Here is a 17,260-nt window from a genome sequence, read left to right as displayed (position 1 = left end):
CGCACCCGAGAAACGGAGCATCCTATGGAAGACACCGCCACAACCCGTGCGCCTCTCGCACCGCGCCCGGTGCACGCGTCCCGCGCACCGCAGGCCGCGCACGGCCCTGCGGCGACGGGATCGCCGTCTGCGGCGAGCGCCCGACCCGGCGACGGACACCGCTCGCTCGTACGCAAGCGCGCAGCCGTCATCGTGGGCCTGGTGGGCATCACCGCCGTGCTGGCCGCGCTGTGCGTGCGCTTCGGCCCCGAGCTGCTCGCGTTCGTGAGCGACGCCGCGCGCTTCCGCGCCTGGGTCGACGAAACCGGGGTCTTGGGACGCGCGCTGTTCGTGGCAGCGAACACGGCCCAGGTCGTGTTCGCGTTCCTGCCAGGAGAACCGCTGGAGCTGGCGGCCGGCTACGCCTTCGGGTTTTGGGAGGGCACGTTGTGGTGCCTCGTGGCCAGCGCGTTGGGAACCGCCATCGTCATGCTGCTCGTGCGCGCCTTCGGCATGCGCGTCGTGGGGTTGTTCTTCCCTCCCGAGAAGATAACCTCGATGCGCTGGCTGCGCGACGCGCGGCGATTCGAGCTGCTGCTGTTCCTGGTGTTCCTGATTCCCGGCACGCCGAAGGACCTGCTCACCTACGTCGCCGGTCTGGGCTCCAGCCCCGTGTGGCGCATCGTCGCCCTCACCACGGTGGGGCGCATCCCCTCGGTGGTTTCGTCAACGCTGGCCGCAGGGGCGCTGGGCGACGGCAACTACGTCGTAGCGGGCGTCACCGTGGCGGTCACCCTCGCCCTCGTGGGCGTCGGCGTGCTGGCCTATCGACGGCTGGCGAAGCAGCAAGGTGAAGTTTAAATTGTGCTTATTGAGAGAAATTATCGATAAGGGGAATGATTTGACAAGACTTTCGATGATATCGGGAGTACCATATCCGTAAAGGTAAGAGACGAATCGCCGCTCGACACGTCGCTCGCACACGGAAAGCACGTCGCACCTCCGAGAATCGGGCCGATAGCGCCGAGAACGGCACATCGAAAGAGAGGGAACACCATGCCCAGTTTTGCCAACCCGTTCGCCGGGAACGTCGACCGCAAGATGACCAACGCCGAGCTCATGCAGGCCTTGCGCCTGGACATCGCCGGCGAGCTCGAGGCCATCTACCTGTACGAGTCCCACTACCTGGCCACCGACGACCCCGCCGCCAAAGCCGTGCTCGGCGACATTCGCGACGAGGAGAAGGCCCATATGGGCGAGCTCATCACCCTCATGCGCCATCTCGACCCCAAGGAGACGGAGTTCTTCCTGGACGGCGAGGGCGAAGTGAAGGAGATGCTCGAGGACCTGGGCATCGCGACGGACGGCGAGATCACGCCGGCACCGGCCGAGCCCGCCGCAGCCCCCACCGTGGGCGACCTGTCCTAGCACTATCGCCGCGCCCCGCGCTCGCCGCGCTTTCCCCAGCTTCGCGTTTTCAATGCAGGGGGCACGCAGCGCGCGTCGAATGTTTCACGTGAAGCATTCGTTCGCATGGGGCGCAGAAAACCGCTTTTTCGCACATCGTATTTATCGAGCGAAAGGACTTCATCATGGATTACCTGGCTAGAGATTCAGCAGACCTGTCGGTCGAGCTGTGGAACCGTATCGACGAGACCGTTATCGGCACGGCGCGCAATCAGCTAACCTGCCGCCGCTTCCTGAAGACCTACGGGCCGCTGGGCGCGGGTGCAACCACCGTCGCCGTGGACGGCGTGGGCAAGGACGAGGTGCTGGAAGACGGCATCGGCCGTATCGTGGGCCGCACGCAGCTGGAGCTGCCGCTGTTCTACGAGGACTTCACCCTGCTCGGCCGCGACTTGGAGCTGGCCGCGCAAACCGGCATGCCGCTCGACCTGGCCCCCGCCATCGCCGCCGCCAAGAAGGCCGCGCGCCGCGAGGACGACCTCGTGCTGAACGGCAACGCCGCGTTGGGCACCTCCGGTCTGCTCACCGTCAAGGGCTCCGCGAAGGTGAAGAAGGGCGACTGGAGCAAGGGCGAGAACGGCTTCTCCGACGTGGCAGCCGCCGTGTCGCAGCTGGCCAAGAACGGCTACCTGGGCCGATACGCGCTGGTCGTGTCGCCCGACCTGTTCTTGGACCTGCAGCGCCTGCAGCCGAACACCGGCATGCTGGAGATCGACCGCGTGCAAAAGCTCATCGGCGACAACGTGTACATGACCAGCGTCATGGGCCCCGGCAAGGCCGTGCTCGTGTGCGCCGAGCCTGAGTACCTGGACCTGGCCCTGGGCCTGGACCTGTCCGTGGGCTACCTGGAGCTGGCGGATTTCAACCACACGTTCCGCATCATGGAGACGGCCGCCCTGCGCGTCAAGGACCCCGCCGCCATCGTCGTGCTGGCATAGGTTCGCGCGCCGAACGCGCAGCGCAACAACCGATCATCGAAGGGACGCCCGTAATGGGCGTCCCTTTTTGCGCGCCGGCGCGGGAGCCGTTCGGACCGGCGCAAGCCAACGAGAAGGCGCGAGTCGAGAAGGACGGGAGCTCGGAAACATCGAAAGCGCAAAGCGGGGTTCATTCTGCCCAATTCGATGCGAACCTATTTGCCGGGGCTTCTTTTGCGAGTACGATGGAACCGTCGGTTTTGCAGCGCATGAAAGGTACCGCCATGAACGAAAAGGCATTTCGCCGAACGGGATGGCTTCGCATCGTCCTGACGCTTCTATGCATAACGGTTGCGGGAGCGTCGGTCAACCTGCTGACAGGATGCGCTTCGGACAATATCGTGACCGTGGGCAAACTGACGATGTCGTATCCCGACGATCTTTCGGTTCACCGAGAAGACGCCAGCGTGTCGTACCTGCCCGACGGCATGACGATCACGACGGGGACCACGTTGACGAATGGGAACGCCTCCATCTTGATCGAGCTAGCGGAAGTGGATGACCCCGACGGTCGAGGCATCAAGGCGCTGGAAGAATATTGGCGCGAAGCCGCCGCGAATCTCGCCAGCGAGGAAAAAATCGCGGAGACAGACGCGAAGATGCCCGGCATGCGCGAGATGATGGAGGGCACCGTGCTGGGCGAACCCGAACGCATCGTGCTGAACGGCCGAGATGCCCTGACAGTTTCCTTCACTATAAAAGACACGACGAGGGAAGTATGCTACTACGTCGAAGCAGACGACAGGATAGTCGGCGCCGCACTAGGGATATTCCCGGTACAACTCTATGAAAACGACCCGGAGTACTTCGACAGCATGTTCTCCAGCATCCACATTGCATGATGCGCTGATTCGTGCTGCGCGTAAAAAACGGCCACCCCGGTTGGCGAAGTAAGTTAGCGAGGGCGGCCGTCAGGCCGACGGAACCGCCTACTCCACCTTCTCGTCGTTGCGCTGCTGGTGGCGGGTGAGCAGGACGCGCCAGATCACGTAGACGCCCAGCACGAACGCGCCCAGGTACCCCAGGATGCCCAGCAGCGGCACGCCCAGCAGCTTCGGGTCCATGTTCGTCTGGGCGATGAGGCTGGAGCCCACGAACAGGCCGGCCGAGATCAGCGCCAGGGCCACGATGCCGCTCACGGAGTAGAGCGCCGCGGTGAAATCTCTCGGCACATGCAGGTCGGCGCCCACCTTCACCTGCCCGCGATCGAGCATGTCCAGCGTGTGCGACACCTGCGTAGGCAGGCGCGTGGCCGCCTCGGCGGATGATGCCGTGGCGGTGAACAGGCTTTTCGCCTTCGCCTCCATCGCGTCGAGATTGAACATCCGACGCCGAACGTGGTTCGAGATGATCTCCACCACGCTCGTTTCGGGCGCGATGTCCACCAACACGCCCTCGATGGTCATCATGCCGCGCGCGAGCATGGTGAGCGACGGAGGCAGCGTGAGGTTCTGCGTGCGCATGACCTCGATAACGTCGAGCAGGGCCGTGCCCACGTTGATGTCGGCCAGGTCGGCCGACGCGTACGAGTCCAGAAGCGCGCTTATCTGGCTCAGCAACAACCCGTGGTCCACCGGACCGTGCGCCTCGGCCAGCGCGAGCAGCGCGTCCTTGAGCGCGAACGCGTCGTTTTGAGCGACGGCGGCGAACAGCCGACCCACGATGGCCTGCTCGGACGACGAGAGCGACCCCGTCATTCCCAGGTCGATCCACACGATATCGCGGCCGCGCACGAGGATGTTGCCCGGATGCGGATCGGCGTGGAAGAACCCGTCGTCGATGACCTGGGTCACGTAGCTCTCGGCCAGCCGCTTCCCCAACGCCGCCGGATCGTCTCCTTGCGCGCGCAGCGCGGGCACGTCGTTGATGTGCACGCCGTCGACGTACTCCATGACCAGCACCTCGTCGGTGCTGAACGCGGGATACGGGCGCGGGCTGCGCACGTGCGGCTGGTCGGCCAACTCGTCGCCGAAGCGCTGCAGGTTGCCCATCTCAACCGAGAAGTCCAGCTCCTCGGCCGTCGTGCGCGCCAGCTCGTCCACCAAATCGCCCAATGTGAGCATGATGCCGTCGGGCACGTGCGTGAGGTCGGCCAAGGCCAGCGCATGCCGGATGAGCGTGATGTCCTCGGCCATCTGCTCCACCACGTTGGGCCGCCGCACCTTCACGGCCACCACGTCGCCCTCTGCCGTCGCGGCGCCGGCGGAATCGTCGTCCGCGTTCTCTTCCGAGCCTCCGCCCCCGCTTCCAACCGCTCCGCCAGCCGCAGGCCGCTCCTCCTGCGCGCCCGCGGCCACCGGGTCGCCCAGCCCCTGCGCCAGCCGCGCGCGGTGCACCTGTGCGACCGAAGCCGAACCCAGCGGCTGCTCCTCGATGTCGGCGAACGTCTCGCGCCACGGATGCCCCAGCGATTGCTCGATCGTCTCGACGATCACCGAGAACGGCACGGGAGCCACGTTGGCGCGCAACGTCTTGAACGCGTCGGCGTAGGCCTTGGGGATGACGTCGCTGCGGTTCGAGGCAATCTGGCCCATCTTCACGAACGTGGGCCCCAGGTCTTCCAAGATGGCCGTGGCCTTTTCGGGCGTCAACCCTGAGAACGCATGATGCTCGCGCAGTATCTTCTCGATTTCGTGCATGCGATGGCCGGACGTGTTGTCGTGCAGCGTGATCTCGGCCGCATGCAGCACTTCGCGAAATGTGGGCATGGCTCCGCCTCCTCGTCGTTACAGCCGCCCCATCGTAGCATGCGGCGCACGCGCGCACTACCCGGCCCCTTCATTCAACAGCAAGCTGAAAACTGGCGAGGGCGTGGTATGATGCAGCGGCAATGGCCCGCATCGTGAAAACATCCTCCTCTTTGCCGCTTTGGACGTACAAGGCGTTCTTGCTGGTGGCTGCGGCCATCTGGGGACTGGGCACCGTGGTCATCAAGTCGACGGTCGACGCGTTCCCTCCCGCCTGGATCGTGGGCGTGCGGTTCACGGCCGCGGGCGTCATCCTGGGCATTATCATGCTGCCCCGTTTCAGAAAAAAAGTCGATGCCGACCACCTGCGCAAAGGCGCGATTTTAGGCGTGCTGGTGTTCCTGTCCTATTGGAGCAACTCCACCGGGCTCACCGACACCACGGGCTCGAACAGCTCGTTTCTCACCTCGTTGTACTGCGTCATCATCCCGTTTCTAGGGTGGGCGCTGCATGGCCCGAGGCCCACGCGCTTCAACATCGCCGCCGCCGTGGTGTGCGTGGCGGGCGTGGGATGCGTCTCGTTCGCAAGCGGGGTCGGGTTCTCGCTGCGGTTCGGCGACCTTGTCACGCTGCTGTCCGCCTTGTTCCTGAGCTTCCATGTTATCTATACGGCGAAATTCGCGCCCGGATGCGACATGACGCTGCTCACCGTCATCCAGTTCGTCGTGGCGGGCGTGCTGGGCCTTGCGGCCGGCCTCGCCTTCGAACCCATGCCGGACTTCGCCGCACTCGGCGCGGACACATGGACGAGCCTGGCTTACCTGGCCGTGTTCGCCTCGTGCGTGGCGCTGCTGTTGCAGAATCTGGCGGTGGCCCACGTGGACCCGGCGCCCGCCTCGCTGTTCTTGGCCACCGAGTCGGTGTTCGGCGTGCTGTTCTCCGTGCTGTTTTTAGGCGAGCTGCTCACAGCGCCGCTGTTCGCCGGCTTCGCCCTCATCTTCGCCGGCATCGTGGTGAGCGAGTACCTGCCGCAGCGCGCCGCGAAGAAAGCCGCGGGCGAAGCGGAAGATGCGCCGGAAGCAGAGCAGAGCGACGCGGACTCCCCGGCAAACCGTCCGTAAACGGCTGCAGGGCTTTCATGCCGGCTCGGCTCGCGGTCCGCACCCCGCCGCACGAGACCCGCACCTGAGTATTCCCCTTAAAGATTAATGACGATTGCGTAAAGGACGCCCAGAATAAGAGGGCTTTATGGCAAGATGGAACATTGCATAGTCATATGCAGGGACACACAACGACCACGCTCGCGCGCACGGCACGCGAGCCGGCGATGCGGGCGCGCGAAACCCGCCGGCGTTCGACCGCTTGCGCACAACACTGCGACCCCGCAAGGCGATCTCACCCGGTCGAGACGCGCGCGATAAAAGGAGAAACTACGATGGGCTTTCTTTCGAGATTCGAAGGCAAGATGGAAGACACGTTCGAGGGAGCGGCCGACCGCATGGTCAACGCCCCCATCTCGCCCGTGCAGATTGCCAAGAAGGCCGAGAAGCAGATGCGCCGCGAGAAGATGGTGGGTGCCGGGAAGCAGTACGCCCCCACGCTCTACACGGTGCTCGTGAACCCCGAGGACGACCAGCGCCTGTTCGGCTACTATCCCACGCTGGCCGGCGAGACGGAAACGTACCTTGCGGCAAAGGCCGCCGACGAGGGGCTGGTCATGGACGGGCAGCCCCTCGTTCGATTCATCGTGGACGAAGGGCTGAAGCACGGCAAGTTCGACGTCATCGCCGAGCCGGTAGCCGCCCCCATCATCGCCCAGTTGCGCGCCGAGGAGATGCAGCGCTACGGCATCGGCGGCGGAGCGGCTCCGTCGGGATACGGCGCACCGGCCCCCGCGCCGGGATACGGAGCGCCAGCCCAGCCCTACGGCTACGGCCAACCCGCGCCCGCGGCGCCCGCCGGCGGATACGGCTCGAACGGCGCCGCGTTCTCCGGCTACGCCGGGGCGGGCGACCAGGAGATCGCCCCGGCGGGGCACCCGGGGGCGGGATATCCGGCAGCGGGTGCCGCGGGCGCATACGCCCAACCGCAGCCCTATCAGGACCTCGACGCAGGCTTCGACGAGGCCGCGAGCTACGACGGCTTCGACCAGAACGGCAAGCCGCCCCTGCCCTACGTGCCCGAAGACGAGATAGACTACTCCGTCGACTACGGCGAGTACACGTTCGACAGCCAGGACTTCGACGACTACCGCCAGAACGGCCGCTCGCAAGGCGCGCCCGTTCCCAACGGCGCCGCCGCAGCCGGCGTCGCAGCCGCTGCCGGCGCGGCGGGGGCCGCAGCCGGCTATGCAGCCCAGGCTCCTGCGGGAGCGCCCGTCGCCGCCGACACGGTGGTGTTCGCGGGCGGAGCCGGGCAGGCCAACCCCGTGCCCGACCAGCGCGCGGTGCGCGCGAGCCTCATCGACACCACGAACAACCGCACCTACACGCTGGCGACGGCGCGCCTGCTCATGGGCCGCGAGTCGAAGAACGACATCGTGGTCAACGACATCAACGCCAGCCGCACCCACGCCGAGCTGCGTTTCGAGCCCCAGGGCGTATGGACCATCACCGACCTGGGCTCCACGAACGGCACGCTGGTCAACGGCGCCGAGATAGCCACCCAGCCGCTGTACGAGGGCGACCGCATAACCATCGGCATGACGAACTTCGTGTTCACCCAGGCGCAGTGACGCAGGAGGACGCGCGGATGATAGTTCCTGACCGCATAGAGCGAGGAGTGCACTCGTGATCGACGTCGTACTGCTGATCGGACGCCTGCTGTTCGTGGCCCTGCTGTACCTGTTCCTGTTCGCCATCATGAAAACCGGCATCGGCCTGGTGCGCGGACAGCGCAAGAAGGAACGCACCTGGAACCTGTCGGTGGAGCGCGGCCCCAAGGAGCTGCGCGGCGTGTCCATCGTGGTGCGCGGGCCCGTCATCGTGGGCCGCAGCCCCGGTGCCGACATCGTGGTGGGCGCGGGATACGTGTCGGGCCGCCATGCCCGCTTCTCCCTCATGGGCCAGAACCTGTTCGTCGAGGACCTGGGCTCCACGAACGGCACCGCCGTGAACGGCCAGCTCATCGGCGAGCCGGTGGCCCTGAAGAACGGCGACGTGGTCAACGTGGGCGACGTGGCCATCCGCGTGAGGTTCGCCTGATGGCCGCCGAGCGCTCGTACAAGTCGACCCCCCATACGCGCAAGGGGGCCACCACCACGTTCGGCAGCCGCACCGACATCGGCTGCTTGCGCGACCACAACGAGGACAGCCTCATCGTCACGCCGCCCCTGTTCGCCGTCGCCGACGGCATGGGCGGGCACGCGGCCGGCGAGGTGGCCTCCGAGATAGCCGTGAACGTGCTGGCCGAACGCGCGCCGGCGCATCCCGACCCCGAGGCGCTCGGCCGCGCCGTGGAAGAGGCCAACCGCGCCATCATCCACGCAGCGCACGAGGGACGCGGGCGCGAGGGCATGGGCACCACCGTGACCGCCGCCATGCTGGAAGGCGAGCGGCTCATCGTAGCCCAGGTGGGCGACTCGCGCGCCTACTTGCTGCACCAGGGAAAACTCCAGCAGCTCACGCGCGACCACAGCCTCATGGCCGACATGATAGAGGCCGGGCAGCTCACGCCCGAGGAGGCGCGCACGCACCCGAACCGCTCGGTCATCACCCGCGCGCTGGGCAGCGACCCGCATACCCAGCCCGATCTGTACGAGATCAACGTGGAGACGGGCGACCGCTTGCTCGTATGCTCCGACGGCCTTTCGAGCATGGTGCGCGACCAAGACATAGAATCGGTGCTGGCCCGCGTGCGCGACCCGCAGCGCTGCGCGTCGCAGCTGGTGAACGAAGCCATAGCGGCCGGAGGCCACGACAACGTCACCGTGATCGTGGCCGACGTCACGGGCTTCGCCGAAGTGCGCCGCAAGAAGATGGCCCGCAAGACGAAGTTCTCCATCGCGCTCGTGCTCGTGCTGTTCGCCGCCATCGTGGGCGCCACGGCCTGGGGCACGAACGAGTACCTGCACAACGCCGCCTACCTCGTCGATCAGGACGGCAAGGTGGCCATCTACCGCGGCGTGCCGGGCAACGTGTTCGGTCTGAGCTACTCCGAGCTGGTGAAATCCACGGACGTGGCGGTGAGCGACTTGCAGCCCGGGTTCCAGGAACGGCTGAAGGACGGCTGGCGCGTCGACAGCGTGGAGGCCGCCGAGGAGCTGGTCAAGGAATACCAAGCGGATATCGACGCCAAGGCGAAACAGGACAAGGACGGTGCAGCGAGCGGCAACGCTGCGAACGGCGGAGCTTCCAACAGCGCAGCAGCCGCCGAAGAAGGCGGAGGGGCCGACAGCACCGGCGGCACGCACGACGCGAACCCGCCCGCTCCTGCCGACACCCAAGGCGGCGCCGCATGACGCGCCGCAACATCGAGCTCATCCTGCTGTGCGTGGCAGCGCCCATCGTGGTGCTGCTGTTCGCCATGCTGGCCATCAACAAAGGGCAGAGCCTGGACGCCACCACGCTGGGGGTGCCCATCGGCATCTTCGCGGCGTTCGTCATCGCGCACCTGGCCACGCGCAAATTCGCGCCCAAGGCCGACCCGGCCATCCTGCCCATCGTGTTCGCGTTGTCGGGTATAGGCATCTGCTTCGTGGAACGCCTGGCGCCCAAGCTTGCTTTGGGCCAGGTCATGTGGCTGTTCTTGGGCGTGGCGTGCATGGTGCTGGTCATGGTGCTGGTGCGCAACCTGGACAAGGTGGCCAAGTACAAGTACACGCTCATGATCGTGGGCTTCCTGCTGCTGCTCTCGCCCTTGGTGCCGGGAATCGGCCAGGAGATCTACGGCAGCCGCATCTGGCTGTCCATCGGCAGCTACTCCTTCCAACCCGGCGAGATCGCGAAGATCGTCATCGTGCTGTTCCTGGCCGGCTATCTGGCGCAGAACCGCGAGATGCTCTCCGTGTTCACGTGGCGCGTGGGGCCGTTCAAGCTGCCCGACATCCGCGTGCTGCTGCCGCTTCTGCTCATGTGGCTGGTGGCGTTGGTCATCGTGGTGTTCGAGAAGGACCTGGGCAGCGCGCTCGTGTTCTTCTTCCTGTTCCTTATCATGCTGTACGTGGCCACCGGCAAGAAGTTCTTCCTCGTAGTGGGCCTGGGACTCATCGCCATCGGCGGCGTGGGAGCCTATATAGGGTTCGACCACGTGCAGGTGCGCGTGCAGAACTGGCTCGACCCCTTCGCCGACGCGCAGGACACCGGCTACCAGCTGGTGCAGGGCATCTACTCTATAGCCGACGGCGACCTGTTCGGCGTGGGCATCGGGCGCGGTTTGGCCGAGAACATCCCCGTGGTGGAGAGCGACTACATCTTCGCGGCCATCGCCGAGGAGATAGGCCTGCTGGGCGCGGCCGGCGTGCTGCTGCTGTTCCTGTGCCTGGCCATCCGCGGCTTCGTGACGGCGGCGCGCGCGAAGAGCGACGTGAGCTCGTTCGTCGCCGTGGGCCTCACCACCATGATCGTGCTGCAGGCGTTCATCATCGTGGGCGGCATCACCCGGCTCATCCCCCTCACGGGCCTCACGCTGCCCTTCATCAGCCAGGGCGGCTCGTCGCTTCTGGCCAGCTTCATCGCGGTAGGCTTCCTGCTGCGCTGCGGCGACGAGGCCACCGGCGTGGGCTCCGAAGTGGCCAGCGCCACCAGCTCGCTGCATGCGAACAGCGTGCTGGGGCGCGTGTCGCTGGGCAAGCGGCTCACGCACGCCATACTCATCCTGTCCGTGCTGTTCGCGCTTCTGGTGGCGAACCTCACGCTCATCATGGTGGTGCAGGCGAACTACTACCAGAACATGCCCGGCAACAACCACACGCTGGCGAAGGAGGCGCGCACCGAGCGCGGCACCATCTCCACGTACGACGGCACGGTGCTGGCGCAGAGCGTGGAACAGGAGGACGGCACCTACGAGCGCGTCTATCCGGCGGGCGACCTGGCCAGCCAGGTGGTGGGCTACGCGTCCACGCAGTTCGGCACCTCCGGTATCGAGGCCGCCGAGAACGACACGCTGAAGGGCCAGCAGAACTTCGCCAGCTGGACCGACGTGCTGAACTCGCTGGCCGGCATCGGCGGCGTGGGCAACGACGTCACGCTCACGCTGAACTCCAAGATACAGCAGGCCGCGCAGGACGCGCTTTCCGGATACGCGGGCGCGTGCGTGGTTCTCGACCCCGACACGGGCGCCGTGCTGGCCATGGCCTCGTCGCCCACCTACAACGCGGCCGATTTCGCCGCCGAGATCGAGAAGGCCAACGCCAACCCCGACGGCGTGAGCACGCTGCTGAACCGCGCGATACAGACGCGCTACGCCCCCGGCTCCACGTTCAAGATCGTAACGCTGGCGACGGCGCTCGAGGACGGCGTGGCGAAGGAGGACACCGTGTTCTCGTCGCCGGGCACCATGGACATCGGCAATGCGAACATATCCAACTTCAACAAGAACTCCTACGGCGACATCACGCTCGCCCGCGCGACCGAGTTGTCGAGCAACACCGTGTTCGGCCAGTTGGGCGTCGAGATGGGCGCCCAGAAGCTCGTGGACGGCGCCGAGAAGTTCGGCTTCAACAAAGAACTCGACTTCACGCTGGACACCGCCCTCATGTCGCTTATGGCAGACCCCAGCGAGATGACCACGTGGGAAACCGCCTGGGCCGCCGCCGGCGAACCGGTGAACCCCACGAATCACAAAAGCCCCGCCGGGCCGCAGGCCACGGTGCTGGAAATGGCCATGGTCGGTTGCGCCATAGCCAACGACGGCACCATCATGAACCCCTACCTGGTTGAGGGCGTCTACAACGCCAACGGCGAGCGCAGCTTCACGGCCACGCCGAACAAGTTCCTGCAAGCCGTGAGCAAGGAGACGGCGAACCGCGTGAAGGACGTGCTCAAGGGCGTCGTCACGAACGGCACGGGCACCGCAGCCGCCATCGACGGCGTGGAAGTGGCGGGCAAAACCGGCACGGCCGAAAAGGAAAACAGCAACGACAGCTGGTTCGTGGGCATGGCGCCCGCCGACAACCCGCGCGTGGTGGTGGCCATCAACCTCGAGGATGCCGGCGAGGGCATGGGCACCGAGCGGGCGCAGAATGTGTTGAAAACGGCCTTGCAGGTGCAAGGGCTTTTGTAAATAAGGTATGCTTATGGCAATCGTATCAACCTTGACACGCAGTACCGCCATGAGCATGTGACCTAAAGGAGCAGAAACGTGACCGGAAACATGACAGGCAGGGTGTTCAACAACCGCTACCAGATAACCGAGCGCATCGGTATCGGCGGCATGGCCGAGGTGTATCGAGCGCAGGACAACGTGCTCGGACGCCTGGTTGCGGTGAAGGTCATGCTGCCCCAGTACGCCGCCGACCCCAACTTCACCCAGCGCTTCAAGCAGGAGGCCGCCGCAGCCGCCAACCTGCAGAGCCCGTACATCGTGAACGTGTACGACTGGGGCCAGGACGACGGCACGTACTACATCGTCATGGAATTCGTGCGCGGAAGCGACTTGAAGACGGCCATCAACGAGCGCGGCGCCATCAACCAGCGCAAGGTGGCCGAGATAGGCTCGCAGGTGTGCCAGGCCCTCACTGTGGCGCACAACCTGGACATCATCCACCGCGACATCAAGCCGCAGAACATCATGGTGCAGCCCGACGGCAACGTGAAGGTCATGGACTTCGGCATCGCGCGTGCCAAGAACTCCGTGATGACGCAAACGTCGTCGGTGCTGGGCACGGCGCACTACATCTCGCCGGAGCAGGCCCAGGGCAAGGAGCTCACCGCCGCCAGCGATATCTACTCGCTGGGCATCGTGCTGTACGAGGCCGCCACGGGCAGGTTGCCCTTCGACGGTCCCGACGCCGTGAGCGTGGCCATGAAGCAAGTGAACGACCTGCCGGCCCCGCCGCGCGAGATCAACCCCGACATCGATCCCGGCCTTGAGTCCATCATCATGCGCGCCATGGCGAAGAACCCCGCCGAGCGGTTCGCCACCGCGCAGGACATGCGCTACGCGCTGAACGACTACCTTGCCGGCCGCCCCGTGAACGCGGGCAGCTTCACCAGCGCCGAAACGGCCGTCATGGGCGGCGTGGTTCCCCCCATGGCCGTGGCCGACGGCACCGCCGTCATGCCCGCCATGGGCGGCAACGGCGTGAAGCCGGCGGGCACGTCGAACGGCGGCAAGAACTTCCGCGTGGACGACGGCAAGAAGAAGAGCAACAAGAAGACCATCGGCATAGTGATCGGCATCATCGCCGCGTTGGCCGTGGTGGGCATCGCGGCGTTCGCCCTCATGGGCGGCTTCGCCACGGGCGACCCCGTGCCCGACGTGACGGGCAAGACCGTCGAGGAGGCCACGGCCGAGCTGAAAGCCGCCGGCTTCGAAATGGGCACGACCGACCAGAAGTACGACGACAAGGTCGAAGCGGGCAAGATCATCAGCCAAGATCCCAAGGCCGGCGACAAGCGCGAGAAGGGCTCGAAGATCAACGTCACCGTGTCGCAGGGCGTGCAGCAAATCGAGGTGCCCGATTTGACGGGCAAGTCGCTGGAAGAGGCGAAACAGGCCCTGAAGGACAAGGGGCTTATACCCAGCGCAGGCGAGGGCAAATACTCGGACTCTGTTGCCAAGGGCCTGGTCATGGGCACGAATCCCGCAGCAGGAACCAAGGTCAACAAGGGCGACACCGTCGAATACTATCCGTCGCTCGGCTCCGAGGGCAGCGAAGTGCCCAACGTGGTTGGCAAGTACGAAGGCGATGCCGTGGCCACGCTCAACAACGCCGGGTTCAACGTCACGACGGACTACGCTTCCAGCGACACCGTCGCCGAGAACATGGTTATCAGCCAGAACCCCACCGGCGGCAAAACGCTCAAAGACGGCGAGACCGTCAACATCGTGGTCAGCACCGGCAAGGACAAACCCTCCAGCTTCACCGTGACCGCCTCGGTTTCAGGCGAGGGCGGCTACGTGTCCCCGACGTCCATGAACGTCGACGAGGGCGGCAGCGTCACCTTCACCGTCACGCCCACCAGCGGCTACACGGTATCGTCCGTCACCGACACGAACGGCAACACCTACACCGTGGCCGCTAGCGGCGGCAGCTTCACCGTGAGCAACGTGAAGAACAGCATCGCCGTCACCGTGGTGTTCAAGCAGTCGACGCCCACTCCCACTCCCACGCCCAGCGGGGACACGACGAACTAACCGCAAGCGCAAGCAACGAGAAAGCCGCCGGTTGGCGGCTTTCTCGTTTTCGGACGACATACTCTGCCCACACGCCCTATCGTGCAGTTGCCATCGCAACAACAGGTGCCTGCACGTTCTGTCTCATGGCCCCGCACCGTCGTACACTGGATGGATTGCCCGCAAATCCGAAAGGTCCTTCGGAATGAACCACATTCTTATCCCCCTCGTCCTCGCAACCGTCATCGTCGCCGCCGTTTGCCTGGTTTCCATAGCGAACCTGAAGTCGCAGCAGCACGACGTCGAGACCGCTTGGCGCCACCTGAACGAACTGAGGCAGCGCGGGATCGAAGCCGTGCCTTCGTTCGTCGCCGCCGTCGGGCGAGACGAGGAGGCGTCGCGGGCGTCGTCCAACGCCCCAACCCCGCTGCGCCGGGCGCTGAACGACGTCGAGTCCGCCTCGCGGGCCGCCGTCCAGGCTGACGGCCCGCGTAGTGCCGCAGCTGCCGACGACCGGCTCGTGCGAGCCATCGAGCGCGTCTACGCGGCGGCGGAGGTCGATGCGACGTTCGTGGCCGGCACCACCAGCCGCCAAGCGAGTTCCAAGCTCGATTCCACCATGAGCGCCATCTCCCAAAAGCAGCAGATATACAACAACACAGCCACCATCGCCGCCAACGCGCGACGCTCCTTTCCCGCCGTGCTCTTCGCCAAGCGCCTGGGGTTGAACGAGCCCGAACGCTACGAATCGGAAGCAGCCGTCCGACGCGCCGCGCTCGACTGGACTCGCGAAAGCCTCCCCTCGCTCGCCGACGCGTCGCCCCATGTCATGAGCCCCCAGATGCTCTGGGTCTCCAGCATGGCCGACCTTGCGCTGGACGACCGCACCGCCGAGCGACGCCGCTAGCACACGACCTCCCAGCGCTTTCTCACTCCTGAACATCGCGCGCCCCTGTCACCCAGACAAGCGATCCCGCCCTCTGTCATCCTGAGCGGAGGCCGTAGGCCGGAGTCGAAGGATCTTCAACAGCGCAAGACCCCTTTCGCCGAAGATCCTTCGACTCCGCGCTTCGCGCTCCGCTCAGGATGACAGGGGGTAAGCCACCCCTGCAAAGCCTTCCAACACCGCAACGCCCCTCCCCCGTATCTGAACTTTTGACGTGCATTTTCGTCATGCATGGGTTGCGTGCTATGATATAGGGCACATTCGCTCAACCATGCCCCAGGCCCATCAAGGAGGTACCGCATGCAAGAGCCCGCACCCGCCCTTTCCCGGCGCTCGTTCGTCGGCGGCGCTGCCGTCGTAGCCGCCGCTTCCCTCGCTTGCCCCTCGACCGCGTTCGCCGTGACCGCTGCCGAGAAGCAAGCCGAAGCCGACGCCGTGCGCAACCAGCTGGTCGGACTGAACGCCGATCTCGAGGCGGCCGCAGAGCGCTATTACGGAGCGCTCGACGAGCAGGACGCCGCACGCACGGCCATGGAAGCCGAGCAGGTCAAGATCGACGAGGCGAACGCCCGCATCGGCGACTTGCAAGACCACCTGGGCACCCGCGCCCGCAGCATGTACCGCTCGGGATCCGCCACGTTCCTCGACTTCCTCATGGGAGCCACGACGTTCTCAGAATTCACCCAGAACTGGGACATTCTGAGCGGGCTCAACGAGAACGACGCGCAGATGGTCGCCGAGACCAAGGACCTGCGCGAAAGCGTGGAAGCATCGAAGGCCGAGTACGCCAAGCAGGAGAAGATCGCCGCCGACAAGGCCGCCGAAGCCAAGACCATCAAAGACGAGGTCGAGGCGAAGATCGAGCAGGCCGACGCGCTCATGAACTCGCTCGATGCCGAAGCGCGCGCCTTGCTCGAGGAGGAGCAGCGCGCGGCTGCCGCTGCGGCAGCCGCCCAGAAGCAGGCCGAGCTGGAAGCGCAGCAGGCACAGCAAAGCCAAGGCGGAAACAACGACAGCGGCTCCGATATTCCCAACACGCCGAGCGGGGGCGGCGGCAACGGCGTCGAAGTACCCTCGCAGGGATCCGTTGCCGATTTCGCCATGAGCCGCATTGGCTGCCCGTACGAATGGGGCGCGGAAGGGCCGAACTCGTTCGACTGCTCCGGCTTGGTCACCTGGGCCTATCGTCAGGTTGGCATATACGTGCCCCATCAAAGCGAGTCTCAATACAGTGCCGCGCGACAGCGCGTTTCTGTCGCCGAAGCTCGCCCCGGCGACGTGCTTTGGCGCTACGGGCACGTGGGCATCGCCGTCAGCAACGGGGGCACGCATTACGTGCACGCACCCGACAAGGGGCTGCTCGTGCGCGACACCGATTCGCTCTCCTGGTCGGGATTCACCTGCGCGCTGCGGTTCTAGCATCGGCCGCACAACCAAGAACGCAACGATCGCCCGGGCAGCGCCCGGGCGATCTCATAGTCTCGCCACGCATCGTCCGTCTCGCGCCACAGGTTGAAAGGTAATGCTACAATAGCAGCCATGCCTCCGTAGCTCAGGGGACAGAGCACCGCTCTCCTAAAGCGGGTGCCGCGCGTTCGAATCGCGCCGGGGGCACCATTGAAGCTCGCAAGCCATCGGCCTTTATCGGCCGATGGCCCATGAATGCCTCGCATCTCTTGCTAAAGCGGTTTCGACCTGCCATAATCCATGCATTAAATCAAAGTGATACGATTAACTTTGAGCTTGAGGAAGAGGCAGCCATGGGAATCACGCCCCCCCCCCCCGTCGCCCGCATAACTCGCTCGACCTCCCTGTCATGATAGCACGTGCGCCGCATGGAGGCTCAGACGCAGTCCGAGGTGTTCGGGGGAGGGGCTTCCTCGCTCTTCTTCTAACGCTCGTTCTAGCGGCGGGCCTCGTTCCGACAG

Annotated in this window: 13 protein-coding genes and 1 tRNA gene; 13 read left to right on the top strand and 1 reads right to left on the bottom strand. The window is 65.5% G+C overall.

Annotation, left to right across the window (positions count from 1 at the left end; translation table 11 throughout):
• The first annotated feature begins 24 nt into the window (after positions 1–24).
• From C1878_RS00610 to C1878_RS00595, 4 genes are all read left to right on the top strand, one after another.
• Positions 25–840: a TVP38/TMEM64 family protein gene (locus C1878_RS00610; RefSeq protein ID WP_114599782.1), complete on the top strand. Its 816-nt coding sequence runs from the start codon at positions 25–27 to the stop codon at positions 838–840.
• Positions 841–1,035: 195 nt separating this feature from the next.
• Positions 1,036–1,407: a demethoxyubiquinone hydroxylase family protein gene (locus C1878_RS00605; protein ID WP_114599781.1), complete on the top strand. Its 372-nt coding sequence runs from the start codon at positions 1,036–1,038 to the stop codon at positions 1,405–1,407.
• A 164-nt stretch (positions 1,408–1,571) separates the two neighbouring features.
• The gene (locus tag C1878_RS00600) at positions 1,572–2,384 is read left to right on the top strand and encodes a family 1 encapsulin nanocompartment shell protein (protein ID WP_114599780.1); all 813 of its coding nucleotides are present in this window, start codon (positions 1,572–1,574) and stop codon (positions 2,382–2,384) included.
• Positions 2,385–2,437: 53 nt separating this feature from the next.
• Positions 2,438–3,265, top strand: a complete 828-nt coding sequence (locus tag C1878_RS00595; RefSeq protein ID WP_114599779.1) for a hypothetical protein — start codon at positions 2,438–2,440, stop codon at positions 3,263–3,265.
• An 87-nt stretch (positions 3,266–3,352) separates the two neighbouring features.
• On the opposite strand, the gene C1878_RS00590 is transcribed toward C1878_RS00595, so the two are convergent.
• The gene (locus tag C1878_RS00590; protein ID WP_114599778.1) at positions 3,353–5,131 is read right to left on the bottom strand and encodes an AarF/ABC1/UbiB kinase family protein; all 1,779 of its coding nucleotides are present in this window, start codon (positions 5,129–5,131) and stop codon (positions 3,353–3,355) included.
• Between the two features lie 122 nt (positions 5,132–5,253).
• On the opposite strand from C1878_RS00590, the gene C1878_RS00585 reads away from it, so the two are divergent.
• The 9 genes from C1878_RS00585 (at position 5,254) to C1878_RS00545 (ending at position 16,949) form a co-directional block, all read left to right on the top strand.
• The gene (locus tag C1878_RS00585; RefSeq protein ID WP_114599777.1) at positions 5,254–6,231 is read left to right on the top strand and encodes a DMT family transporter; all 978 of its coding nucleotides are present in this window, start codon (positions 5,254–5,256) and stop codon (positions 6,229–6,231) included.
• 314 nt (positions 6,232–6,545) lie between these two features.
• The gene (locus tag C1878_RS00580; RefSeq protein ID WP_114599776.1) at positions 6,546–7,844 is read left to right on the top strand and encodes a DUF3662 and FHA domain-containing protein; all 1,299 of its coding nucleotides are present in this window, start codon (positions 6,546–6,548) and stop codon (positions 7,842–7,844) included.
• Between the two features lie 55 nt (positions 7,845–7,899).
• Positions 7,900–8,313, top strand: a complete 414-nt coding sequence (locus tag C1878_RS00575; protein WP_080144081.1) for an FHA domain-containing protein — start codon at positions 7,900–7,902, stop codon at positions 8,311–8,313.
• A complete protein-coding gene (locus C1878_RS00570) occupies positions 8,313–9,569 on the top strand; it encodes a Stp1/IreP family PP2C-type Ser/Thr phosphatase (protein WP_114599775.1) in 1,257 nt (418 codons plus the stop codon). Before C1878_RS00575 ends, C1878_RS00570 begins: the two co-directional genes overlap by 1 nt.
• Positions 9,566–12,331, top strand: coding sequence for an FtsW/RodA/SpoVE family cell cycle protein (locus tag C1878_RS00565; RefSeq protein ID WP_114599774.1), 2,766 nt, complete (start codon positions 9,566–9,568; stop codon positions 12,329–12,331). Before C1878_RS00570 ends, C1878_RS00565 begins: the two co-directional genes overlap by 4 nt.
• 90 nt (positions 12,332–12,421) lie before the next feature.
• The gene (pknB, locus tag C1878_RS00560) at positions 12,422–14,407 is read left to right on the top strand and encodes a Stk1 family PASTA domain-containing Ser/Thr kinase (RefSeq protein ID WP_114600094.1); all 1,986 of its coding nucleotides are present in this window, start codon (positions 12,422–12,424) and stop codon (positions 14,405–14,407) included.
• A 184-nt stretch (positions 14,408–14,591) separates the two neighbouring features.
• Positions 14,592–15,293 carry a LemA family protein gene (locus tag C1878_RS00555; protein WP_114599773.1) on the top strand — a complete coding sequence of 234 codons (702 nt, stop codon included), beginning with the start codon at positions 14,592–14,594 and terminating at the stop codon, positions 15,291–15,293.
• A gap of 339 nt (positions 15,294–15,632) precedes the next feature.
• Entirely contained in the window at positions 15,633–16,751 is a 1,119-nt protein-coding gene (locus C1878_RS00550) for a C40 family peptidase (protein WP_114599772.1), read from the top strand.
• A gap of 122 nt (positions 16,752–16,873) precedes the next feature.
• A tRNA-Arg gene (locus C1878_RS00545) sits at positions 16,874–16,949 on the top strand.
• Positions 16,950–17,260: the final 311 nt, after the last annotated feature.

The organism is Gordonibacter sp. 28C, assembly GCF_003339845.1.
In the GTDB taxonomy this organism is placed as follows: Bacteria; Actinomycetota; Coriobacteriia; order Coriobacteriales; family Eggerthellaceae; genus Gordonibacter.
Note: the sequence above shows the minus strand (reverse complement) of the source record. Positions and strands in the feature narration are given on the sequence as shown.